At 37.7% G+C, this 25300-nt stretch carries 18 protein-coding genes; all 18 read right to left on the bottom strand.

From position 1 onward, the window contains the following. Nucleotides 1-40 precede the first annotated feature (40 nt). Nucleotides 41-1885, bottom strand: coding sequence for a translation elongation factor 4 (lepA, locus tag FD31_RS03480; protein ID WP_057891373.1), 1845 nt, complete (start codon nucleotides 1883-1885; stop codon nucleotides 41-43). Nucleotides 1886-1962: 77 nt separating this feature from the next. Continuing rightward, nucleotides 1963-3120: a hypothetical protein gene (locus FD31_RS03475; protein ID WP_057891372.1), complete on the bottom strand. Its 1158-nt coding sequence runs from the start codon at nucleotides 3118-3120 to the stop codon at nucleotides 1963-1965. 101 nt (nucleotides 3121-3221) lie between these two features. Further along, complete coding sequence (gene dnaJ, locus FD31_RS03470; RefSeq protein WP_057891371.1) at nucleotides 3222-4358, bottom strand: molecular chaperone DnaJ; 1137 nt, start codon at nucleotides 4356-4358, stop codon at nucleotides 3222-3224. 124 nt (nucleotides 4359-4482) lie between these two features. Next, nucleotides 4483-6339, bottom strand: a complete 1857-nt coding sequence (dnaK, locus tag FD31_RS03465; RefSeq protein ID WP_057891370.1) for a molecular chaperone DnaK — start codon at nucleotides 6337-6339, stop codon at nucleotides 4483-4485. A gap of 40 nt (nucleotides 6340-6379) precedes the next feature. After that, the gene (gene grpE / locus FD31_RS03460; RefSeq protein ID WP_057891369.1) at nucleotides 6380-6940 is read right to left on the bottom strand and encodes a nucleotide exchange factor GrpE; all 561 of its coding nucleotides are present in this window, start codon (nucleotides 6938-6940) and stop codon (nucleotides 6380-6382) included. Nucleotides 6941-6958: 18 nt separating this feature from the next. After that, nucleotides 6959-8005 (bottom strand): heat-inducible transcriptional repressor HrcA, encoded by a 1047-nt coding sequence (gene hrcA, locus FD31_RS03455; RefSeq protein ID WP_057891368.1) that lies wholly within the window; start codon nucleotides 8003-8005, stop codon nucleotides 6959-6961. Nucleotides 8006-8555: 550 nt separating this feature from the next. Next, nucleotides 8556-9494 (bottom strand): bifunctional riboflavin kinase/FAD synthetase, encoded by a 939-nt coding sequence (locus tag FD31_RS03450; protein WP_057891367.1) that lies wholly within the window; start codon nucleotides 9492-9494, stop codon nucleotides 8556-8558. A 12-nt stretch (nucleotides 9495-9506) separates the two neighbouring features. Further along, nucleotides 9507-10415: a tRNA pseudouridine(55) synthase TruB gene (gene truB, locus FD31_RS03445; protein ID WP_057891366.1), complete on the bottom strand. Its 909-nt coding sequence runs from the start codon at nucleotides 10413-10415 to the stop codon at nucleotides 9507-9509. Between the two features lie 751 nt (nucleotides 10416-11166). Continuing rightward, a complete protein-coding gene (gene rbfA / locus FD31_RS03440; protein WP_057891365.1) occupies nucleotides 11167-11526 on the bottom strand; it encodes a 30S ribosome-binding factor RbfA in 360 nt (119 codons plus the stop codon). Between the two features lie 209 nt (nucleotides 11527-11735). Next, nucleotides 11736-14678, bottom strand: a complete 2943-nt coding sequence (infB, locus tag FD31_RS03435; RefSeq protein WP_057891364.1) for a translation initiation factor IF-2 — start codon at nucleotides 14676-14678, stop codon at nucleotides 11736-11738. Nucleotides 14679-14691: 13 nt separating this feature from the next. Next, entirely contained in the window at nucleotides 14692-14988 is a 297-nt protein-coding gene (locus tag FD31_RS03430) for a L7Ae/L30e/S12e/Gadd45 family ribosomal protein (RefSeq protein ID WP_057891363.1), read from the bottom strand. Then, a complete protein-coding gene (gene rnpM / locus FD31_RS03425; RefSeq protein WP_186811230.1) occupies nucleotides 14988-15296 on the bottom strand; it encodes an RNase P modulator RnpM in 309 nt (102 codons plus the stop codon). Before rnpM ends, FD31_RS03430 begins: the two co-directional genes overlap by 1 nt. A 15-nt stretch (nucleotides 15297-15311) precedes the next feature. Beyond that, nucleotides 15312-16538, bottom strand: a complete 1227-nt coding sequence (gene nusA / locus FD31_RS03420; protein ID WP_057891362.1) for a transcription termination factor NusA — start codon at nucleotides 16536-16538, stop codon at nucleotides 15312-15314. A 10-nt stretch (nucleotides 16539-16548) separates the two neighbouring features. Continuing rightward, nucleotides 16549-17022, bottom strand: a complete 474-nt coding sequence (gene rimP / locus FD31_RS03415) for a ribosome maturation factor RimP (protein ID WP_057891385.1) — start codon at nucleotides 17020-17022, stop codon at nucleotides 16549-16551. Between the two features lie 118 nt (nucleotides 17023-17140). Continuing rightward, nucleotides 17141-21442, bottom strand: coding sequence for a PolC-type DNA polymerase III (locus tag FD31_RS03410; RefSeq protein WP_057891361.1), 4302 nt, complete (start codon nucleotides 21440-21442; stop codon nucleotides 17141-17143). A gap of 39 nt (nucleotides 21443-21481) precedes the next feature. Continuing rightward, nucleotides 21482-23188 carry a proline--tRNA ligase gene (locus tag FD31_RS03405; protein ID WP_057891360.1) on the bottom strand — a complete coding sequence of 569 codons (1707 nt, stop codon included), beginning with the start codon at nucleotides 23186-23188 and terminating at the stop codon, nucleotides 21482-21484. A 14-nt stretch (nucleotides 23189-23202) separates the two neighbouring features. Continuing rightward, nucleotides 23203-24471 carry an RIP metalloprotease RseP gene (rseP, locus tag FD31_RS03400; protein ID WP_057891359.1) on the bottom strand — a complete coding sequence of 423 codons (1269 nt, stop codon included), beginning with the start codon at nucleotides 24469-24471 and terminating at the stop codon, nucleotides 23203-23205. Between the two features lie 20 nt (nucleotides 24472-24491). After that, complete coding sequence (locus FD31_RS03395; RefSeq protein WP_057891358.1) at nucleotides 24492-25286, bottom strand: phosphatidate cytidylyltransferase; 795 nt, start codon at nucleotides 25284-25286, stop codon at nucleotides 24492-24494. Between the last annotated feature and the right edge of the window lie 14 nt (nucleotides 25287-25300).

The raw sequence follows: 25300 nt of genomic DNA, 5'->3' as shown, positions 1-25300 counted from the left end.
CGTCAATGACATATTCTTTTAAAATTGTGCTCTAACTAAATTATTTACTGTCTTCGTTTCCACGATTGAGGTTCAAGACAGCCATGAAAGCTTCTTGCGGAACAGAAACCTTACCGATTTCCTTCATCCGTTTCTTACCTTCTTTTTGCTTGTTCAAAAGCTTGTCACGACGAGTTCTATCACCACCATAAAGTTTGGCGGTAACATCCTTCCGATAAGCCTTAACATTCGAACGGGCAACAATCTTATTACCAACAGCTGCTTGAATCGGAATTTCAAACATTTGTCTAGGAATTACTTCCTTCAACTTAGCAACGATATCACGACCACGTTTTTGGGCAAAATCTTTATGAACGATGAAACTCAAGGCATCAATTGGTTCACCATTAAGCAAGATATCCATCTTAACCAATTCACTTGGCTCATAATCTTCGACATCATAATCCAATGAAGCATATCCTTTAGTGCTTGATTTCAAATCATCAAAGAAATCAAAGATAATTTCCAACAATGGCAACTTGTAAACAACGTTAACACGATATTTGTCCAAATAGTCCATTGTGACGAATTCACCACGTTTATGTTGACAAAGCTCCATAACGGGACCAACGAAATCCTCAGGCACCATAATTTCTGCTCTAACAAATGGTTCACGAATTTCTTTGATTTCTGAAGCATCTGGCAACTCAGCTGGGTTATCAACGATGACTTCAGTTCCGTCAGTAGTTGTAACATGATAATCAACTGATGGTGAAGTCGTAATCAATTCCAAATTGAAATCACGCTCTAGTCGCTCTTGAACAACATCCATGTGCAATAAGCCTAGGAACCCAACACGGAAACCAAAACCTAAAGCTTGTGATGTTTCTGGCTCATACTCAAGTGCAGCGTCATTTAGTTGTAATTTATCCAAAGCTTCATGTAAATCTTCATACTTAGCATTATCAACTGGATAAAGTCCGGCATAAACCATTGGTGTACTCTTACGATAACCTGTTAAAGGTTCATCAGTTGGATTATTTGCTAATGTGACAGTATCACCAACTTGTGTATCCTTAACGGTCTTGATAGCAGCTGTAATATAACCAACATCTCCAGCCATTAGGTAATCACGTTTAACAGCCTTAGGAGACATCACACCAACTTCTGTAACTTCAAAGGTCTTCTTATTGCTCATCAATTCAATCGTGTCTCCGACCTTTACAACTCCTTCACGGACACGTACGTCCAACACAACGCCACGATAACTGTCATAAACAGAATCAAAGATCAAAGCTTTCAGTGGTTTGTCCAGATCACCTTCGGGTGCAGGAACATCTGAAACGATGCGTTCCAACAATTCATCAACACCAATACCAGTTTTAGCACTCATCAAAATTGAAGAATCAGCTTCAATGCCAATCATTTCTTCAATTTCTTCTTTGACCTTATCTGGTTCAGCTGAAGGTAAATCGATTTTATTAATAACTGGTACAATTTCCAAATCATTATCAATCGCTAAATAGGCATTAGCTAACGTTTGGGCCTCAACACCTTGAGCAGCATCAACAACGAGTAAAGCTCCCTCACAGGCCGCTAGAGAACGTGAAACTTCGTATGAAAAGTCCACGTGTCCTGGTGTATCGATTAAATGGAAAATGTACGTTTTCCCATCTTTTGCTTCATATTCAAGTTCTACCGCATTTAACTTGATAGTAATACCACGTTCACGTTCCAAATCCATATCATCAAGGATTTGAGCTTTCATTTCACGTTTTGATACCGTCTTAGTTCTTTCCAAAATTCGATCAGCAATCGTTGATTTACCATGATCGATATGCGCTACGATAGAAAAATTACGAATTCTTTTTTGTCGTTCTTTTAATTTATCAAGATCTAAATCCATAAATTATTCCCTTCTATCAGAAATTTTCTCATTCTGTCTATTTTACACTATTTTAACCTATACCACCACGTAACAAACTATTCTTCTTTATCATCAAAATGCGGTCTAAGATTTTCTACTTGAATAATATGTAATTTGAAAATATATGCAAATAGATCACCATATCCGCTTAAAAAGAGTACCCAAATCATTACTCCAGCAGTAATTGTTAGAATCATAACGGTCTCTCCAACACTATTTTTGTTCAAAATAACTGCCAACTGTGCTATCCCGCCTGCTATTAGCGAGCCAATAATTATTTTCGACATCACATATACTATTTGAAGATTTTTAGCTCGGAGAGAAATAATATATCTTCGATTTATGTACTCTGAAGAATTAGAAATAAAAATTGGTAAATGAATATTGCCCTGATCATAACCATCTATTTCGGCGCCCTTCGAAGTCGAATGCCAACCTAATGCGTACAGAATTTTATAATTAAATTCATTAAGCAATAACAAAACAAAAATTGAAATTGTCGTTGCATAAAACATTTTCATAAAATTGCTCTTAAAAAGTACTTCTGTATAGATAATGAAATGTACCATAGCAATTACAAATGAAACCCCTTGTAAAACAATCCATCCGAAAAACGCTGTACCTGAGGAACCCAATGAGTATGTTTCATCCCTCTTTATGTCTGCAGAAACAATCACTTTATTACTCTCATGATTATCCTTTTTCAATACTTGTGTAATGTTTGAATGGGTGGCATTTTGTTCTCGTAAAAACAACTCATTAGCGTCATTATTACCACGTAATAAATTATTTATCAATGCCGCAAAGTTCTCAACCTTACGATCATCTGCACCATTGCATTTTATGTGTCTCTTAGTATCGTCTCTTAAATATAAAACCAAATTTGGAAATTCTATATTATCCTGAATAAAATATTCACATTCGCAATATTTAATATCATTCAAAGGTAAACTTTCTTTGATTGTAAAAAAATTAGCTCTAAATGAAATCCTTTGATTATCGATCAAAACAATCGGTCTTTTGGTCAAACAACCGATTGTAATGTTAAGACTAAAAAAGGATAAAATTAGTAATATAATCCCAAATATCAAATAAAATGTTGAATCATGCATAAAAATCAAAATGAATAGAGAAAAAATGAAACCAATTAATGTTTCAAAAAAGTACATCATAACTGAGTCTCTTTCCCGTGTCAAAGCATGTCTATGTTCCATAATAAATCCCCTAAAAGTACAAACTGTTTAAAGTATAACAAAAAAGAAGCTCTGGTTTCCTTAAAACCAAAACTTCTTTTTTTATAAGTATATAGATTTATTTAACCATTAAAAGCATCTTTGATCTTGTTAAAGAAATTACTATCCTTTTCCTTAACCTTATCGCCACCAGCTTCAGCAAACTTCTTCAAAGCACTACGTTGTTCAGCTGACAACTTACGTGGTGTCACGATATTAACTGTAACTTTTTCGTCACCGATACTCTTGCTATTTAAAACAGGAGCACCTTTGCCACGTAGTCTAAATGTTGTCCCTGTTTGCGTACCACTAGGAATGTTCAAGTTAACTGGCCCGTGGACTGTATTAACCTTGATTTCATCCCCTAATGTAGCTTGTGGGAAACTGATATTGACTGATGCATAAATTGTTGATCCGTCACGTCTGAACTCCTTACTTGGAGCAACGTGAAAGACGATGTACAAGTCACCATAAGGTCCACCGTTAGTTCCGGCTTCACCTTGACCATCAAGACGCATTTGTTGTCCATCTTCAACACCAGCTGGCACAGTAACCTTAAGTTCGTGCTTTTCATTTACCTTACCTGAACCATGGCAAATATTGCACTTTTCTTTGATTTCCTTACCAGTACCATTGCAGACATCACAGACAACTCGTGTACGCATACGGCCAAGTGGAGTTTGACGGTCAACTTCAACATAACCTGAACCATGACACTTCGAACATGTCTCTGGATGTGTACCAGGTTTAGCACCTGAACCATCACAAGTTGAACATTCTTCTTCACGATTGTATGAAATGTTAGTCTTCTTACCGAAAACTCCCTCTTCAAAAGTTAAATCCATGCGATATTGCAAGTCGGAACCTTGTCTTGGGGCATTAGGATTTTGACGAGCAGCACCGCCGCCACCGAAGAATTGGCTGAAGATATCTTCAAATCCACCAAATTGATCAGAGCCAGCTCCGCCACCGAAGCCGCCAAATCCACCTTGACCACCATTCATGCCGGCAGAACCATATTGATCATATTGAGCACGTTTTTGCGGATCTTTTAATATTTCGTAAGCTGCATTAACTTCCTTAAACTTAGCTTCAGCATCAGGGGCTTTATTCAAGTCGGGGTGATACTGCTTGGAAAGTTTACGGAATGCCTTTCTTATATCGTCATCAGAAGCGTTCTTATCAACGCCAAGTACGTCATATGGATTTTTATCTGCCATTAAATCACCTTTATGTAATAAGACACACAGTCTTATTCCTTTTTAACGCTCAAAAGAGCAGTTATTATTTTTACTATACCATAACTGGTTTTAGTAATTAAACCACTGCCCTTTATCACAAATATTATTTCTTGTCTTTATCAGGATCTACTTCTGAGAAGTCTCCGTCAACAGTGTTGTCGTCAGATTTCTTCTTATCGTCAGTTGAACCAGTTGCTCCATCAGCACCCTTAGCTTGTTGTGCTTCTTGAGCTTGTTGATAAAGTTTTACAGAAAGGTCTTGAACAATCTTATTCAAATCGTCACGTTTCTTCTTCATGTCTTCAAGGTCACCAGAGTCTTGAGCCTTCTTCAAAGCATCACGAGCATCTTGGGCTTTCTTGATTTCATCATCAGAAACTTTACCCTTAACGTCTTTTAGAGTCTTGTCTGTTGCAAACAATGTTTGTTCAACGTCGTTCTTAACATCAACCTCTTCCTTACGTTTGTTATCTTCTTCTTCGTGTTCCTTAGCTTCTTTCATCATCTTGTCGATTTCTTCATCGCTCAAGCCTGATGAACTCTTGATAGTAATCTTTTGTTCCTTGTTAGTACCCATATCTTTAGCAGATACATTAACAATACCGTTCTTATCGATATCAAATGTAACTTGGATTTGTGGTACGCCACGAGGTGCAGCAGGAATATCTGTTAATTGGAAACGACCTAAAGTCTTGTTGTCGGCAGCCATTGGACGTTCACCTTGTAGAACGTGAATATCAACAGCACTTTGGTTATCAGCAGCAGTTGAGAAGACTTGTGACTTGCTTGTTGGGATAGTTGTATTTCTATCGATCAACTTAGTGAAGACACCACCCATTGTTTCGATACCAAGTGACAATGGAGTAACATCAAGTAAAACAACGTCCTTAACATCACCAGAGATAACACCACCTTGGATAGCAGCACCTAAAGCAACAGCTTCGTCAGGGTTGATTGAGTGATCTGGTGCTTTACCAGTCCATTTAGCAACAGCATCTTGAACAGCAGGAATACGTGTTGAACCACCATTTAAGATAACTTTATCGATATCAGCGTTTGTTAAGTTAGCATCCTTCAAAGCATTGTCAACTGGAATCTTTGTTCTTTCAACAAGATCAGATGTCAATTCGTCGAATTTAGCACGTGTCAATGTTTCTTCCAAGTGAAGTGGGCCATTAGCACCTGATGAAATAAATGGAAGACTGATTGATGTTTGAGCAACACCTGATAAGTCCTTCTTAGCTTTTTCAGCAGCATCCTTCAAACGTTGTAAAGCCATCTTGTCTTGACCCAAATCAACGCCATTCTTAGCCTTGAATTGTTCAACTAACCAGTCGATAACCTTTTGGTCAAAGTCATCACCACCAAGATGTGTATCACCATTTGTTGAAAGTACTTCGAAGACACCATCGCCTAATTGAAGTACAGAAACATCAAATGTACCACCACCAAGGTCATAAACAAGAACTTTTTCGTCACCCTTGTCATTATCTAGACCATAAGCAAGTGCTGAAGCTGTTGGTTCGTTAACGATACGTTGAACGTTCAAACCAGCAATTTTACCAGCATCTTTAGTAGCTTGTCTTTGTGAATCATTGAAGTAGGCAGGAACTGTAATAACAGCATCTGTAACCTTTTCACCTAAGTAGTCTTCAGAGAACTTCTTGATGTGTTGCAAAATGAAAGCTGAAATTTCTTGTGGTGTGTATGACTTGCCGGCTACAGTAACCTTGTAACCTGCTTCGCCCATGTGACGCTTGATTGATGAAACTGTATCTGGGTTAGTGATTGCTTGTCTCTTTGCAACTTCACCAACTTGAATTTCACCATCTTTGAAAGCAACAACTGAAGGAGTTGTTCTTGCGCCTTCTGGGTTTGTAATAATCTTTGGAGAGCCACCTTCAAGAACGGCTACAGCAGAGTTTGTAGTACCTAAATCAATACCAATAACTTTAGACATAAACCTAAACCTCTTTTATATTTTATATTTATTATTAATTTTATTGTGCAACGACAACCATTGCTGGACGAAGTACACGATCTTCAAGTTTATAACCTTTTTGAAGAACTTGTACAACAGTATCTTTTGCATGCTTATCATCGGCTGGAACAGTTTGTACTGCTTGACTAGAAGTTGGATCAAACTTTTCACCAACATTATCAATTGCAGTCACATGGTTAGCTTCAACGGCTTTGACCAAATGTTCTTGAACCATTTCAATACCCTTTTTAAGTTGTTTGCTGGCATCATCGTCAGCTTCAACACTCAAAGCACGTTCGAGATTGTCTAAAACAGGTAGAATTTCTGTTGCCAATTTTTGACCGTCATATTTAAGGATGTCAGCGACTTCCTTGCTGTGACGTTTAGTCATATTTTGCATTTCTGCTTGGCTTCTTAGAAGATTATCCTCTAAGTCAGAATTCTTTTGCTTAAGATCGGCAATCTCTTTATCTTTGGGATCGACTTTCTTAGCCTGTTCTTTTACAGAACTTTTATCAGTCTTTGGAGCTGCTTCTTTTTTAGAAGTCTTCAAATCTTGGTCTTTTTCTTTATCTGCCATTACTTCCTCCTAAAAATTTCAAGAATCATCATACCTTGAATAATAATCAATTAGCCTTTTGGCCAACTCAACTCTAAATTCTCCAAGCAAACCGATCAATTGTGAATAATGCATTGTCGTTGGACCAAGTAAGGCAATTACACCCTTACCGTGATGTCCAACATCATAATTAGCAGTAATAATACTGTAATTCTTCAACGCATCACTTCCAAGCTCACTTCCGAGACGAACACGAATGCCGTCATCAGAAATACTTGGATCAATCAATTTTCTCAAATCAGTACTCTGATTGATGATTGAGAATAACGACTGAACTTGTGATAAGTCATCGTTGTTAGCATAATTCAATAAATTCAATTGCCCATCAACGTAATACTTTTCGGCACCAGCCTTTTTGAAAAGCTGATCCATCATATCCAACAAACCATCACTGGAGTACATGTACTCGGATAGAATTGCTGGCACATCGGTGTGTAACATTTGAATAACCTTTGGTAACGGTTGTCCAACTAATTTATCATTCACGATGTTAACAATTTTTTCAATCAATGAAGTATCAAAATCGTCATCTATTGTATAAATATTATTCTCAACATTATTATCACTTGTAACAATGATTGCCATAAGTTGATGTGGATTCAAGGGAACGATTCTAAATCCTGTTAGAAGGATCGAACTACTCTCTGGACCCAATGTGATAGCTGTGTAACTGGTCAGATGAGATAAGATTTTGGCAGATTGTTCAATGATATCATCGATTTGATGATAAGTTTTACCAAAATCATCGTCAATTCTCTGCGCTATATCTTGCGGTACGCTTGTAGGCTGTACTAAATGATCAAGATAATAACGATATCCCATCGCTGAAGGAATTCTACCAGATGAAAGATGGGTTTTCTCGAGATAACCGACTTCCTCTAGCATTGCCATTTCATTTCTGATTGTCGCAGAACTTACATGGAAAGGTAATTCATTCATCAATGTCTTCGAACCAACCGGCTGGCCGGTATCTGTAAATATGCGCACGACTTCTCTCAAGATTGCATCTTGGCGTTGTGATAGCATTATACCGTCCTCCTTTTTAGCACTATTCATACCTGAGTGCTAACAATGTAAAATATAACAATCTATCCTAATAGTGTCAAGTATGCACGCTCATTTTTTCAGACTTTTCAGCTATTATTTTCAAATTATTCGATTATGGTTAAAAAATGGCACATTTAATTAAGATAACTGCAGGTTGAACGTCTGTGGAGATAGTAATGGGCCGCCTCCAGAAGCAAGAGTTTAGGTCGCTGTGGGGACCGATTGAAGCCAAAGAACGGTCTTCAATCTCGATTTTGAACTTCGCAAAGTACGCGAATTTCAAAAGTCGTCCCGTGGTGTAAGGGATAAATCCCTAACGCCACCTTCACAGCGACCTAAACTCTTGCTTCTTCCGGCTAATCTATTCTTTGTTTTGGATTAAGAGTAAATAAATTGAAGTATTACTGTTTAGTACGGTTACTTTTACATTAGTGATGAATAGAATACCAAGGCTTAAAGGCTGTTATCATCAATCACAATTAGCAAAATAGCTATTACAGGAAAATTTATCCCTGTAATAGCTATTTTGTTAGATAACTTTTTGTAGAGCTTTTAAAGCATTAGTTTTATCAAGTTCCAATTGTTTAACAAGACCTTCAGCGTCATTGAATTTAACTTCGCCACGCAAATACTGAACCCATTCCAATTCAACGTGTTGACCATAAATTTTTTCATCAAAATCGAAGATATTGGTTTCAATCGTTACACCTGTATTTTCTTTAAAAGTCACATTATAACCAACGGATGTCATCCCACCGTACCATTTACCAGCAATTTTCATTCTCGTTGCGTATACTCCAATACCCGGAACCAACTGTGAACCATCGACTGCTAAGTTAGCTGTCGGATAACCAAGAGTTCGCCCTCGTTGTAAACCATGAATAATTTCACCTTGGTTTTGGTAATTATAACCGAGAAACATGTTGGCTGTTTGAATATGTCCTTGAGCAATAAACTCTTTGATTGCACTAGAACCGATTTTTTGACCATTAATAATTTGTTCAGGAACTGTTACCGTTTCAAATGCTCCATGAGCATACTCAGGTAATCGTTCCATATTAGCAATGTCTTTTTTACCGTAAGTATAGTCAAAACCAGCCACGACATACTTAGCTTTTAAGCCAATCATATATTGATCCACAAAATCTTGCGGTTGTAAGTGGGCAAAATCATCACTAAAGTGAACAAAATAAAGATAATCTACGCCCAACTTTTTAACTAATTGAGCCTTTCGATCCATTGTCGACAAGTATTTAAAATTTTTCTCATGTTGATAAACTGTTCTTGGCGAACAGTCAAACGTCATCAAAACAGCTTTAAGATTGTGTTCTCGAGCTAACTCAACACCAGTTTTAATAACCTTCTGATGTCCCAAGTGCACACCATCAAAGAAACCCATTATCAAGACGGTGTCACTTGCTGGGCGTTGTTGTTCCAATAACGGATGTTTAACGTTTATAATCTGCATTTTTTTACTCTTTTATTTATTATTCAATAACATTAAATCAGGAATCCACATATCTCTTACCTTATCATACTTGTAAAGGGCTTTCGTAACGCCACCACGTTGAACACGTAATTGTTTGGTCTTATCTTCGTCAGCTAATTCTAGAAAACCACCATGTAAGACGCGAACTTCCCACTCTTCATCAGTCAATTCATGACTAGGCACATCTGTTAAAACATCATCAATGGATCTAATAAAACTGTGATCGTTATTTTCCATCATTGTTTCAATTTGACCTAATGTAAATGTTTCAGCAATCGGAAAACCGGCACTCTTAACACGTGTCAATTGAGACATATAAGCTGGCAATCCTAACATATGACCGTATTCAACTGCCAAAGTTCTAACATACGTTCCTTTAGAACATTTAACGTGGAACTTTACTGTTTGGTAACCAGTTGCTTCATCGAAAACTGGTTCACCCATAATATGAAAATCAAAAATATGAATGTGACGCTCAGGGCGTTCCACTTCTAGTCCTGCTCGAGCATACTCGTAAAGTTTTTTCCCATTAACTCTGACCGCTGAAAACATTGGTGGGATTTGCGTTAAGTCACCTGTCATTTTCTCAAAAATAGGATTCAATTCGTCCAAGGTAAAAGGCTTAGTTAACTTTTGTTCATCAACTGTTTCACCCTCTCGATCCTCAGTTGTTGTTGACTTGCCTAAGGTGATTTCACCCTCATACTCCTTAGGAGAGCCTGTAAGCGTATTTACAAGTTTCGTAGCTTGTCCCACGCAAATTGGTAAAACGCCGTTCACTAGTGGGTCTAAGGTCCCTGTATGGCCAATTTTTCTTGTATGCAATATTTTTCTTAGTTTATAAACATAATCGGAACTAGTTTGTCCGATTTCTTTATTTAATGGAATTACTCCGTCCATAATAATCTCCGTATCTGTGTAATATCATCAATAATTTTACTAGTTATCGTTGAAAAAAGGTAGTAGTAAAGATGCCGTCATCGAGTGCGATAATTTAGGCTGCTGTGGGGACCGCCCGGAGCCAAGGTCTCCGAGCTCGATTTTGAACTTCGCAAAGTACGCGAATTTCAAAACTCGTCCTGTGGTGTAAAGGCTGAAGCCTTTACACCACCTGCACTGCTGCCTAAATTATCGCACTCGAAGACTAATGTATTATGTTATTTTGTTATCATCAAACGTTTTATATGCTTAATACAAAATTCGATTCGTTTATTTTTTATAACAATTAATTTAAATCAAATAACTAAACAAATAACTAAAAATTGAAAGAATCAAAACATACTTTAAGTCTTGATATTCTAGTCATTATTGGTGAAAAATAATCAGGCCAAACAGTAACACTCCAATTTATTTACATTTAATCAAAAACAAAGGATGAACTAGCCGGAGGAAGCAAGAATTTAGGTCACTGTGAAGGTGGCGTTGGTGCTTTAGCGCTTACACCACGGGACGAGTTTTGTGCGAGGTTCAAAATCGAGCCGAAAGACCTTGGCTTTCGGCGGTCCCCACAGCGACCTAAATTTCTTGCTTCTGGAGGCGGACTATTACCATATCCACAGCATATTTAACTTTCAAACTTCAGTCAAATAATAAAAAAAAAACAGACATACCAAGGTCAAATCCTTGAGTATATCTGTGTTTTTATCTGTAATTAACGATTTGCTTCGTCTTGGTGTAACTTAGCAATCAATTTATCAATCTTTTCACCATAACGAACTGATTGATCTTGTTTAAATTCCAATTCTGGAACTTTGTACAATGTTAATTTTTGACCTAATTCACGTCTGATTAAGCCCTTAGCTTTATCCAAGCCATCTTGTGTCTTTTCAACGTCACTAGCCTTTTCAGACAAGATGCTGTAATAGATGGTTGCTTGTTGCAAATCACCTGTCATTTCAACACCTGTAACTGTTACACCTTGAACACGCGGATCACGTACACGCTTTAAAAGAATGTCGTTTACTTCTTTTTGAATCTCTTGTTCTACACGACCAATACGATGTTTAACCATATCGTACCTCCTACATTATTTAAAAACTCTATTTATGCCAGTAATTTTATTCATCACTGCTTGATTATATCACATCACGCCATGAAAACTGAAAGTTGATTATTAGCTCTAATCACTAACAAGACGCCGTTCAGTATTAATTCTCTGGCATCAAAAAAGCCAAAATGTTAAAAACATCCTGGCTTTTGATTGTTATTTAAATTAATTGCTTATTTAACAGGAACTTCTTCCATTACATAAGCTTCAATTTCGTCGCCAATCTTAATATCGTTGTAGTTTTCGATTGTGACACCACATTCGAATCCTGAACCAACTTCTTTGACGTCGTCCTTGAAACGTTTAAGTGAAGCAAGCTTACCTTCATAGACAACAACGCCGTCTCTGACAAGTCTGACACCACTTTCACGTTGAATCTTACCACTGTCTACGAAACATCCAGCAATTGTACCGATCTTAGAAACATTGTATGTTTCACGAACAGTCAAGTTACCAGTAATCTTTTCTTCGTAAACTGGTTCGAGCATACCCTTCATGGCTGCTTCGATTTCATCGATAGCCTTGTAGATAACTCTGTGTAGACGAATATCAACACTTTCATCCTTAGCTTGTACTTTAGCTTGAGCTGTTGGACGAACATTAAATCCGATGATGATAGCGTTACTTGCAGAAGCAAGGTTAACATCACTTTCAGTAATAGCACCAACGGCAGAATGGATAATATTGACACGTACACCCTTAACTTCAATCTTCTTCAAACTTCCGGCAATGGCTTCAGCAGAACCTTGAACATCGGCCTTAATAATAACGTCGACTTGTTTAAGTTCTCCTTCTTTCATTGTTTCGAATAAGTTATCAAGTGTTACAGGGTTAGTATTTTGACGTTCCTTTTGAAGAGCACGACTAGCACGTTCTTCACCGGCTGCACGAGCTGTCTTTTCATCATCGAAGACAACAAACTTGTCAGCTGATTCTGGAACATCATTCAAACCTGTAACCTCAACTGGTTCAGAAGGTTTAGCGGCTTCAATATCTTTACCGTTGTAGTTAGTCATTGTTCTAACACGACCGAATGTATTACCAACAACAATTGGATCACCAACATGTAATGTACCTTGTTGTACCAATAGAGTAGCAACAGGTCCACGGCCTTTATCCAATTTGGCTTCGATAACAGTACCGATAGCTTTTTGTTCTGGATTTGCTTTCAATTCCAAAACATCAGATTCAAGTAGGACCATTTCTAGCAACTCATCAATGTTTGTTCCCATTTTGGCAGAAATATTAACGAAGATTGTATCTCCACCATAACTTTCAGGAACAAGGTCATATTTCATAAGTTCTTCAGTAACGTGTTGTGGGTTAGCACCCGGCTTATCGATCTTATTGATAGCAACGATGATAGGGTCATTTGCGGCCTTAGCATGGTTGATAGCTTCAATAGTCTGTGGCATAACACCATCATCAGCTGCAACAACTAGGATAACGATATCAGTAATATCAGCACCACGAGCACGCATATTTGTAAAGGCAGCATGTCCTGGAGTATCCAAGAATGTAATCAATCTGTCCTTTAGACGTACTTGATAGGCACCAATATGTTGTGTGATACCACCGGCTTCACCAGCAGTAACATGAGTATGTCTCAAGTGATCAAGCAAGGTTGTCTTACCATGATCAACGTGTCCCATGATTGTAACAACTGGTGGGCGTGTAACTAAGTTATCTGAATTTTCAGCTTCAGCATCAAAGTACTTGTCGATATCAGCGACATCTTCTTGTACTTTTTCTTCAGCCTTAATACCATAATCTTCAGCTAACAATTCAATAGTATCTTTATCTAATGACTTGTTTTGGTTGATCATAATACCAAGCATGAATAACTTCTTAACAATTTCAGCTGGCTCTCTGTGAATCAACTTACCAATATCTTGAGCGTTCATACCAACTGAGTAAACAAGTGTTTCTGGTAATGGACGTTCCTTTCTTTGTGGCATTGGCTTCTTAGGTTCGGTACGTTGACGTTGTTGACGCTTGCGTTCCTTCTTCTTCTTACGACTACCAAATGGGTTGGCAAGATTTTGTTTGTGGCCAAAGTCACGGTTGTTATTAGTTGGTTTTGCCTTTTTGTATTCTGGTTTTGGAATTTCAGTATGCGCAACAGTTGACTTAGGAGTTTCCTTAGCCTTAGCAGCTACATTATTGTTGTTATTAGGTCTTCTTGTTTGGTTATTGTTGTTACTGTTGTTATTGCTACGGTTATTGTTTGTATTATGGTTGTTGTTATTGTTTCTGTTAAAGCGACTTTGGTTTTCACCATTGTTGCTATTAGGACGGTGATTGTTCTTATGAGCATTATCGCTATTGTTGTTATTGCGATTATTAGGACGATTATTGTTATTTCTAGTTGGATGACTAGGAATCTTACTTGCATCAGCAATATTTGTCTTAAATTGTTCTAGATACTTGTTACCAGCACTTTGTCTTGGACGTGGTGCTTGTGATTGTGTCGTAGAACGATCACGTCTGTTATTGTTGTTACGATTGCGGTTGTCACGTGATTGACCATTACGATTGTTGTTATTATTGCGATTGTTATTGTTACGATTATCGTTTGGACGACTTTCGTTATTACGGTTATCACGTGATTGATTGTTGCGGTTATCGTTTCTGTTGTTACTATTTGCATTAGCAGTAGTAGTGTTGCCATTACGATGGTTGTTATTATTGTTATTAGGACGATTATTGCTGTTTGGACGATTACTGTTGGATGTGTGATTGTTGTTGCGATGGTCAAAGTGACCGTTACCCTTATTAGCATCTCTTCTTACAGCAGTAATCTTAATCTTAGTTTTATGATCACCTGAATTGTGATTACTACCTTCGTGTTTTTCACCAGCTTTAGCAGGTTGTTGTGCAGGTTTTGATTGTGCTGGCTTAGCTGGTTGTGCATTACGTGCAGGAGCTGGCTTAACTGCAGGTTTTGCGGCTGGCTTGCCACCCTTTAAGTTACTTACAATCTTCTTTTCTGCGCCTTCATCTACTGATGACATATGGTTTTTAACGTCAATGCCCAACTTGCTAGCGGCATCTAATACTACTTGATTCTCAACACTATTTTCTTTTGCAATAGTATAAATTCTTTTTTTGACCATCCTATCACTCTCCTTAATTGTCCATAATTTGTTTTAACCTTTTAGCAAATCCAAGATCTGTTATTCCCATAACTTTTCTATCTCTTCCAATAGCCGTTTTTAAGTCACTACTACTTATTGTATCTATCACTGGTACATTATAATAACTTGCCTTGTTGTGCAAATCTTTTTTTGTTCGAGGACTACAATCCTCGGCCATAATTACCAATTTAACCTCACCACTACGAATTCCGTTAATGGTCAGCTCAGTTCCACTAATAACTTTTCGTGCTCTAACCGCAATACCTAAGAAATTTAAGAAAGATTTCATTAATGTTTCTTCCCTAGATCTCCGAAGAGGTCCATTCTAGCTTTCTGATGATCGACAAAGTCGAATAGTTCATCATAGAAGTTCTCTGGAATTGCATGTGAGAATACTTTCTCAAGAGATTTCTTAGCTTTTGCATCTTTAATGGCTTCAGGATCCAGACCCACATAAGCACCGCGACCGGGCTTTTTTCCGGTTGGATCAATTGAAATGTTGCCTTCTTTATCTTTGACAATTCTAACCATTTCTCTTTTTGGATACATCTTGTTTGTCAAAATATCTTTACGCATTGGTATCTTACGAGTTGCCAAATCCATCACCCCTTTTTAATTTTCTGAATCAGTTGTGTCAGTGTCAGTTGTTTCGGCATCGTCTGTATCTGTTGCATCATCGTTTGATTCAGCGGCTGGATTCTTCGCATCATCAGCGTTAGCAGCATTTTCACGTGTCTTTTCAATATCGATCTTACCACTCTCAACATCAGCTAAATCAACATCTTGATCATTATCATCCACAAATTCAACTTGTGATTCTGGTTTGATATCAATCTTATAACCGGTTAATTTAGCAGCTAAACGAGCATTTTGACCCTTTTTACCAATTGCAAGTGACAAGTGGTAGTCAGGAACGATCACGATACATTGTTTCTTATCATTGTCATCGAATTGAACAGCAATTACTTCAGCGGGGTTCAAAGCGTTAGCAATGAAATCAACTGGATCATCAACGTAAGGTACAACATCAATGTTTTCGCCATTTAGTTCATCAACAACTGCTTGAACACGGGCACCCTTTGGTCCAACACAAGTACCAACAGGATCAACATCAGGATTGTCTGACTTAACAGCAATCTTTGTCCGATCACCAGCTTCACGTGCAATTGAAACAATTTCAACTGTTCCATCATAAATTTCAGGAACTTGTTGTTCAAAGAGACGTTTAACTAGACCTGGATCAGTTCTTGAAACAAAGACTTGAGGACCTTTAGTAGCATTCTCAACCTTACTTACATAGACACGGATACGATCACGTGAGTTGTATGTCTCACCAGGCATTTGGTCAGCCTTAGGCATAACTGTTTCGATACGGCCATAAGTAATGTAAACATATCTACTATCACTACGTTCAACTGTACCTTGAATGATTTCATGTTCATATTGGCTATATTCATTATAAATAATATCACGTTCAGCTTCACGAACTCTTTGCATGATAACTTGTTTAGCAGTTTGGGCAGCAATACGTCCAAAATCCTTCGGTGTTACTTCTTCTTTGATGTGATCGCCGATTTCATAACCTTTACTCTTTTGTTGAGCATCTTCCAGACTAACTTCCAAACGATCATCAACAACGTCTTCAACGACTTCTTTAACTGCATAAACATGTATATTACCCTTTTTGGCGTCAAATTCAACATCAACGTTTTGGGCTTGGTTGTAATTTCTCTTATAAGCAGCAACTAGAGCGGCTTCGAGTGATTCAATCACATATTCTTTTTTAATACCCTTTTCGCTTTCAAGCGCATCAAGGGCCTCAACCATTTCTTTACTCATGATTTTCTCCTTAGAATTCGATTGCAAGTCGAAGCTTAGCGATATTGTCTCGACTAATTTCTACTTGTTTTTTTAAATTCTTAACTTTAACGATCAAAGTTATCTTGTCAGCTGTTACTTCACTCAATGTTCCTTCAAAAGCTTTTTGACCATCTTGTTTTTGATAAAGAGAAGCGTGAATATAATCATCCACATAATCAGAAAGACTTTCGTCGTTCTTCAATGGGCGTTCGGCACCTGGAGACGAAACCTCTAGGTAATATGCAGGTTCAATCGGATTTAGTTCATCCAACTTTTCTCCGTATTCTTCACTGATAAGCGCGCAGTCATCAATGTTTATGCCACCTTTTTTATCAGCATAAACTCTTAAGTACCAGTCTCCACGTTCGTGGACAAATTCTAGATCAACAAGGAAAAAATCATGTTTCTCTAAGATTGGCTGTAAAATGGCTTTTAATTCTTCAACTTTTGTATCCAAGGACATTCCTCCAAAGTAATCGGCAATAAAAAGAGTGAGCATTTCTGCTCACTCATTAATCAATAATTAACTAGTAGTTAATTTAACATATATTACTATTTAAATCAACTTATAACAACCATACCTAGAATAATGATAACTGATTTTCGTCTGGCATACCATCTAAAACATGATTTTCTGTCATGTATTCGATAACAGTCTTCGAAACCTTACCACGTGTACCTAAATCTTGTTTAGATAGGAATGGTTGTTCTTCACGAGCAGCAATGATTTGCTTAGCAACGTTATCACCCAAACCAGGAATAGCATTGAAAGGTGCCAATAATGTCTTATCATCAATAATTTTGAACTCAAAGGCATCTGACTTTTCAATATCGACCATCTTGATTTTGAAACCACGTTCCAAGCACTCATTAGCTAATTCTAACACAGTTAACAAATTCTTTTCTTTGGTTGAAGCATCCATCCCTTTATCATTGATAGCTTTCATCGAAGCTTTAACAGCATCTTTACCAGATGTCATCGCAACTAAATCAAAGTCATCAGCACGAACTGTGAAGTAAGCACTGTAATAATAAAGTGGGTGGTGCACTTTAAAGTAAGCAATTCGAAGCGCCATGATGATGTAAGCTGTCGCATGGGCCCGGGGGAACATGTACTTGATCTTCAAACATGAATCAATGTACCAATCAGGTACATCAGCGTCTTTCATTGCTTGTTTCCAATCATCAGGAATACCACGGCCCTTACGAACGTGCTCCATGATTTGGAAAGCCATCTGTGAATCCATACCATAGTGAATCAAATCCATCATAATATTATCACGACAGCCAATAACATCTTTCAGTGTAACAACACCCTTGTCAATTAACTCTTCCGCATTTCCTAACCACACATCAGTACCATGTGATAGACCAGAAATTTGAAGTAATTCGGCAAAAGTTGTTGGATGAGTTTTCTCAAGCATCCCTCGAACAAAACGCGTCCCAAACTCTGGTACTCCTAGTGTTCCAGTCTTAGAGAAGATTTGTTCTGGCTTAACGCCTAGTGAATCAGTACTTCTAAACAATTCCATGACACCAGGATCTTTAACTGGCAAAGTCTTTGGATCAATTCCAGACAAATCTTGCAACATACGAATCATCGTAGGATCATCATGTCCCAAAATATCTAGTTTTAAGATATTATCATGGATTGAGTGGAAATCAAAGTGAGTTGTTTTCCAAAGTGCTGATTGATCATCCGCTGGATATTGAATTGGCGTGAAATCAAAGATGTCCATATAATCAGGCACAACGATAATTCCGGCCGGATGTTGTCCAGTCGTTCGCTTAACACCAGTTGAACCGATAGCTAAACGCTCCACTTCAGCATTACGTAAGTTTTGACCAGTCAACTCTTGATAATTCTTTACGTAACCAAAAGCTGTTCGGTCAGCAATTGTACCAATGGTACCAGCCCGGAATACGTGATCTTCCCCAAACAAAACTTTGGTATAGTTATGTGCTACTGGTTGGTAGTCACCAGAGAAGTTCAAATCAATATCCGGAACCTTATCACCCTTGAAACCAAGGAAAGTTTCGAACGGAATATCTTGACCATCTTTTTCTAATTCAGTACCACATTTAGGACAATTCTTGTCTGGCAAGTCATATCCGGAACCAACTTCACCTTTAGTGAAGAATTCAGAATACTTACACTTAGGACAACGATAATGTGGTGGTAATGGATTAACTTCGGTAATACCAGTCATTGTAGCAACGAAACTGGAACCAACGGAACCACGGGAACCAACCAAATACCCATCTTTATTAGATTTATAAACTAAGCGTTGGGCAATCAGGTAAATAACTGAGAATCCATTACCAATAATACTCTTCAACTCACGGTCCATTCGCTTTTGAACAATTTCAGGTAGCGGATCACCATAGAGTTCATGTGCCTTATCCATCGTTAACTTATGGATTTCATCTTCGGCACCCTCCATTTTCGGAGTATAAAGTTTATCTTTAACCGGTGAAATTTCATCAATCGAATCCATAATTTTCTTTGGATTATCAACGATGATTTCTTGTTCAGTGGCTTCATCCATATAATCGAACTCATCGAACATTTCATTGGTAGTTCTAAATTGCACATCAGGCAATTGTGGACGACGGCCCAAAGCATTACTCTTAACCGCCTTGATGACGATATCACGGTAAACTTTGTCATGTTCATCAAGATAATGAACATCCCCAGTCGCTACAACTGGTTTCTTCAATTCTTTACCAAGCTTAACGATGTTCTTCAAAATTTCTTTCAAAGCATCTTCATCTTTAATAATCTTGATATCAATTAAATGTTGATACAACGAACGTGGCATAACTTCCAAATAATCATAATATTGGGCTAATTCACGCGTATCGTCATAACCTTTTTGCATCATACTAGTGAAAACTTCACCATTTTCACAGGCAGAACCAACAATGATACCTTCACGATATTTGTTCAACATACGTCTAGGAACACGCGCTGTTCGATAGTAATACTGAGTCATAGAATATGACACGATCTTGAACATATTCTTTAAACCAGCTTGTGTCTTAGCTAACAAAATTGCGTGAGTTGGACGAGCTTGTTTATAAGCTTCCTCCCCACCAATGTGATCATTTAATTGCTCGACATTAGTTGTATCGAATTTATCTTCCAATTCCTCAAACAACTTGTACATTAAGTAACCAGTTGTTTCGGCATCGGAATCAGCTCTATGGTGATGTTCCAAAACAATATTGTAACGTTTAGCTAATGAATCCAACTTGTGATTTCGATATTCAGAATGCAACGTCCGCGACATTTCCAAGGTATCAATGACTGGCATAGATAGTCTTTCACGACCCATTCGTGTCAAAGCGGCATTCATGAAGCCCATATCAAAAGTAACGTTGTGACCAACTAAAATGTCATCACCGATAAAGTCCATGAATTCACCGATAATAACTGTTTCGTCAGGTGCATCTTTCACCATGTCATCAGTAATACTTGTCAAATTGGTTGTGACGTCAGATAGTGGATGACCAGGATTGATAAATTTATCAAAACGGTCGATTACTTCACCGTCTTTCATCTTCGTTGCACCAATTTCAATGATTGAATCATAAACAGCTGATAATCCAGTTGTTTCAGTATCAAAGATAACGTACTCTGAACCAATCAATTTTTGATCTCGCAAGTTATAGGCAATTGGATTACCTTCATCAACTAAATCAACTTCAACACCATAGGCAATTTTAACGCCAAACTTTTTACCAGCATTGTAAGCTTCTGGGAAAGCCTGTAAAGCACGGTGATCGGTGATAGCAATTCCTGTTTGACCCCAATCACTAGCACGTTTGATCAAAGCAGTCGCACTTGGAATAGCATCCATTTGACTCATATTAGTATGGGCATGCAATTCGATTCGTTTGTTACCTTCTTCAGCGGTATCTTGACGTGAAGCATGCTTAATAACGTTAATATCTTGCGCCATGATAACCAATTCACGGGAGAAGTTATCCTCCTGGACACTACCACGAACCCGAATCCAAGCACCTTTATCAAGTGAATTGAAAAAGGCCTCATCATCTTCACCATTTGAAAACTTCTTAATACTGAATGATGATGTGTAATCAGTTACTTTGAGAATCAACAATGATCGACCTGATTTAAGTTTTCTAACATCAATATCGAAGACATATCCTTCGACAACTTTGCCACGGTCCTCTTCAATAATATCGACCATTTGCGTGATTTCTTGATCATCAGGAATCTTGCGGCCGACCTTTGAAACATTAGCAACCGGCTTAGCTGCTTTCTTTTCACTGACTTCTTTAGCCTTAGCTTGGAATTGCTTCGTCTTTTCAGCATTGGCGGCCTTCATTGCAGCTTCTTTTTCTTGTGACTTATTTTGATCGATATTAGTTCTGATCTTAAAGTCAGGGAAACCTAAACTGCTGTACTCTGCCTGCAATCCATTCATCAAATTACCATCAATCACATCAGCCATGAAATCATTGGTTACATCAAAGAAAACATGCCCATCTTGCATATATGGTGGTGTTTGACTAATTCGACTGATAACCATTGGTGAATTGACACCACAGTCATTTAAGACATAATTCCAATAATCTTTAATATCTTTTTCTCTTAATTCAGCTCTGGTGGTAGTTATCTCAAAATTAACTTGAGCAATTCCATCAAAACTAGCCTTTAGTGCTTTCACAAAAGTTAAAAATTCATTGAATGGTAAAACATCTTGGAACTCGAAGAAAAAAGTCCAACGTTTACTATTCTTGTGAACTTCCAACTTATTTAATTTACCTTCGGCAAACGAATCTTGTGATTCTAACAAACTCTCTAGTTTGATTTGCTTAGCAAGTATTTCAAAAAGTTGTTTTGTATCTGCCATATTCTACCCTTCACAAAATAAAAAAGGCCTAAGCCTCATTTACTGATTCTTAAGCAATATTTTTACTGAATTTACTAATTCATCTTTACTTACTTCAATTGTTTCGCCAGTACTTCTGATCTTAAGTTCAACAATTCCGTCAGCAGCCTTTTTACCAACTGTGATGCGGATTGGAAGACCAATCAAATCAGAGTCTGCAAACTTAACACCTGGACGTTCTTTACGATCGTCAAGAAGTACATCGTAACCCTCGTCTTGTAATAATTCAACGATTTCGTCACTCAACTTACCTTGAACATCATTGTTGTACTTAATTGGCACAACGTGAACTTGATATGGAGCCAAACTTTCAGGCCAAATAATACCATTTTCATCGCTGTGTTGTTCAACAATGGCAGTCAATAGACGAGAAATACCAATACCATAACTACCCATAATGATAGGATTTGATTTTCCATTTTCATCCAAGAAGTTAGCACCGAGTGCCTTTGAGAACTTAGTACCCAACTTGAAAATATGACCAATTTCGATACCACGAGTAAATTTGATATTACCGTGACCATCTGGTGAAACTTCACCTTCCTTGATAACACGGAAATCTCTAAATTCAGGCATTTCATCAGTAATATCTTCAAAGTTAGCATTGATAAAGTGTCGGTCAGCCTTATTAGGTCCAACAACGAAGTTAGTTAAACCAACAAGTGAACTATCATAAAGTACCTTAACCTTATCATCCATACCCTTAGGTCCGATAAATCCAGGCACACTGTGGAAGACATCTTTAACTTCATCAGCTGTAGCTTCACGTAAGAAGTCAGCACCTAAATAATTCTTCAACTTAACGTCGTTGACATCATAATCGCCACGAATCATTACCATTACAGGTTCTTCGTCAGCAATATAAGCAACTGCCTTCATAATTCTTGCAGCGTCAACTTTCAACAATTCAGCCAAAGCATCAATTGTATGTACGTTTGGTGTATCAACTTCCTCAACTGATAATTTATCTTCTTGAGGATTTTCATCCATTTTACTTGCAGCCATTTCTAGGTTGGCTGAGTAATCTGAGTCATCAGAATAAGCAATTGTATCTTCACCAATAGCAGCGATAGCAGAAAATTCTTTTGAATCTGTACCACCCATGGCACCAGCATCACCGATAATCGCACGATAGTTCAAACCACAAATATCAAAAATATTACGATAAGCTTGTTCCATTTGATTAAAGATAACATCTAGTTGTTCTTTATTAGCAGAGAATGAATAAGCATCTTTCATAATAAATTCACGGCCACGTAACAAACCATTACGAGGACGATCTTCATCACGATATTTCATTTGCATTTGATATAAAACAAGAGGTAATTTCTTGTAACTATTCAAACCTTCCTTAACAACACTAGTAAATGTTTCCTCGTGTGTAGGTCCTAAAATGAAATCACGTTCATGACGATCCTTAAACTTAAAGAGGTTGTCACCATAAGTTTCGTAACGGCCACTTTCCTTCCAAAGATCAGCTGGCAAGATTGCAGGCATGCGCATTTCGGCAGCATCAATCTTTGTCATTTCTTTACGAACGATATTTTCAATTCTTTGAATTACTGACCAAGCTAATGGCAAGTATGCGTAAACACCAGCAGAAACCTGGCGAATATAACCTGCTCGCAACATCAACTGGTGACTAATAGCCTCAGCATCTGAAGGAGTTTGTTTTAGTGTTGGAATATATAATTTTGATTGTTTCAAGTTCTCTTATCCCCCTATTTTATAAAGAAGCGCTGGATATCATTCCATGTTACAGCAACCATCAACAAGACTAAGATACCGACACCAATTAAGGTGATGACATTTTCGTATTGTTCTGGAATTGGTTTTCTTCTGATTGCTTCAACAATATTTAACAAGATTTTTCCACCATCTAAGGCAGGAATTGGTATCAAATTAACAATCCCCAAGTTCATTGACAACATTGATGTGAACAAAATAATATTGATCAAACCAGTTGAGGCAACTTTCGATGTCATTGAATAAATACCGACCGGTCCTGACAACTGATTAATATTAAATCCACCTGAAACCATCTTACCTAAGGCGTGGAAAATCGTTAATGAAGTACTCCAGCTATATGTAAAGCCATATTTAATCTTCCCAAGGACACTTGAATCCAATTTTGCAGTAATTCCAATCATGCCATATTTTTGACCTGATTGTTTAACTGTTTTTGGAGTCAACTTAACTTGTTCAGTTTTATTACCTGATTCGACATTTAGCGTCATGTTTTTACCAGGATTATTTTGAATACTCTCAGTCAACGTTGCCCAAGAGTTCGTTTTCTTTCCGTTGACGCTTAAAATTTTATCATTAGCCTTTAAACCAGCTTTTTGAGCTACAGAGCCGTTTTGAACTCCGCCTAGTTGATTTGTACCAGTACCAACTGAACCCATCATAAAGGCAGCGATAATCGCTGCTACGATAGCTAGAATAAAGTTATTGAATGGTCCAGCAAAGTTTGTAATCATTCGCTTCCAGACAGAAACTGATTGCAATTGCACATCACGTGGTGCAATTTGGACTTCAGTTCCATCCTCTTCAACGATTGTTGCATCATGATCAACCGAATACTTCTTAGTAACAGTTTCGTCACCATTCTCGTATCCTTCAATGACTAGATCATCGACAAGATCAGCTTTTGAGATTTGAACTGGAACCGCGTTTGCATCGTAAACTTTACTTGAAGTTATTATCTTTGTTACTTTGTCGTCATCATTCAGTACTAAAGATGCCATCGTTCCGGGTTGAATCTCAGAATCATCTTCTTGGGCACCAGCCATCCGGACATAACCACCCAAAGGCAACAGTCTTAACGTATATGTCGTATGATTTTTGCGGTATGCCACAATTTTGGGACCCATTCCAACAGAAAATTCCCGAACTAAAATTCCGGATTTTTTTGCTGCATAATAGTGTCCAAATTCATGAACAATCACTAAGATTCCAAAAACGATTATAAATGTAATTATCGCGGTCATTCTTTACCTCCACGAGCTGTTTATACTAAACCAAAAATGTGTAACAAAGGTAGCACAATCAACATGCTATCGAAACGATCCAAGATACCACCATGTCCTGGTAGGATATTACCTGAATCCTTTACTTTGTAAAATCTCTTATAAGCAGACTCAATCAAGTCACCCATTTGTCCCATAATTGAGAGCACAAAGGCAATCATCAACATAGTTGTCATTGAGTACTCTTGAGGGACGAAGTACATGTAAACACCAGAAATTAATAAAGCCATAATAATTCCGGCAATTGTACCTTCCCAAGTCTTATTAGGGCTAATTGCAGGCCATAACTTATGCTTACCGATTTTTCTACCAAATGAGTAAGCAAAAATATCAGTTGACCAAACAACAATCAAGGCATACATCAAAAGTCCCAGACCAGGAGCTGAATTTCTAACAGCAGCTAGGTAGTGGAATCCTGTACCGATATAAAGCATTGATACGACTGACACACCTGCATCTTCGAAATTGAATTTGTTCTTTGTCAAAACTGTAATGATCAAAAGAATGATCGAGAAGACGTAAAACAAATCAAGTCGTGTAAAACTCTTGGGGAACCAGCCACGATAAAAGCCATCTGGCACAACTAAGGCCAATGTTCCCAAGATAGTTACTAAAAAGTCCATGGAAACAATAATTCGTTTACGCATGATATAAACTTCAAAAACACCAACGGCGGCTAAAGCTACCGCAGCAACTTCAAGCCACACTCCACCAGCAAGCAATATGGGAATAAAGATTGCTAGTGCAATAACGGCGGTGATTACACGTTGTTTCATAATTTTCCCCCAAA

The organism is Companilactobacillus nantensis DSM 16982 (assembly GCF_001435815.1).
Classification (GTDB): Bacteria; Bacillota; Bacilli; order Lactobacillales; family Lactobacillaceae; genus Companilactobacillus; species Companilactobacillus nantensis.
The sequence above is the reverse complement of the archived record's forward strand: the minus strand, read 5'-3'. Positions and strand labels throughout refer to the sequence as shown.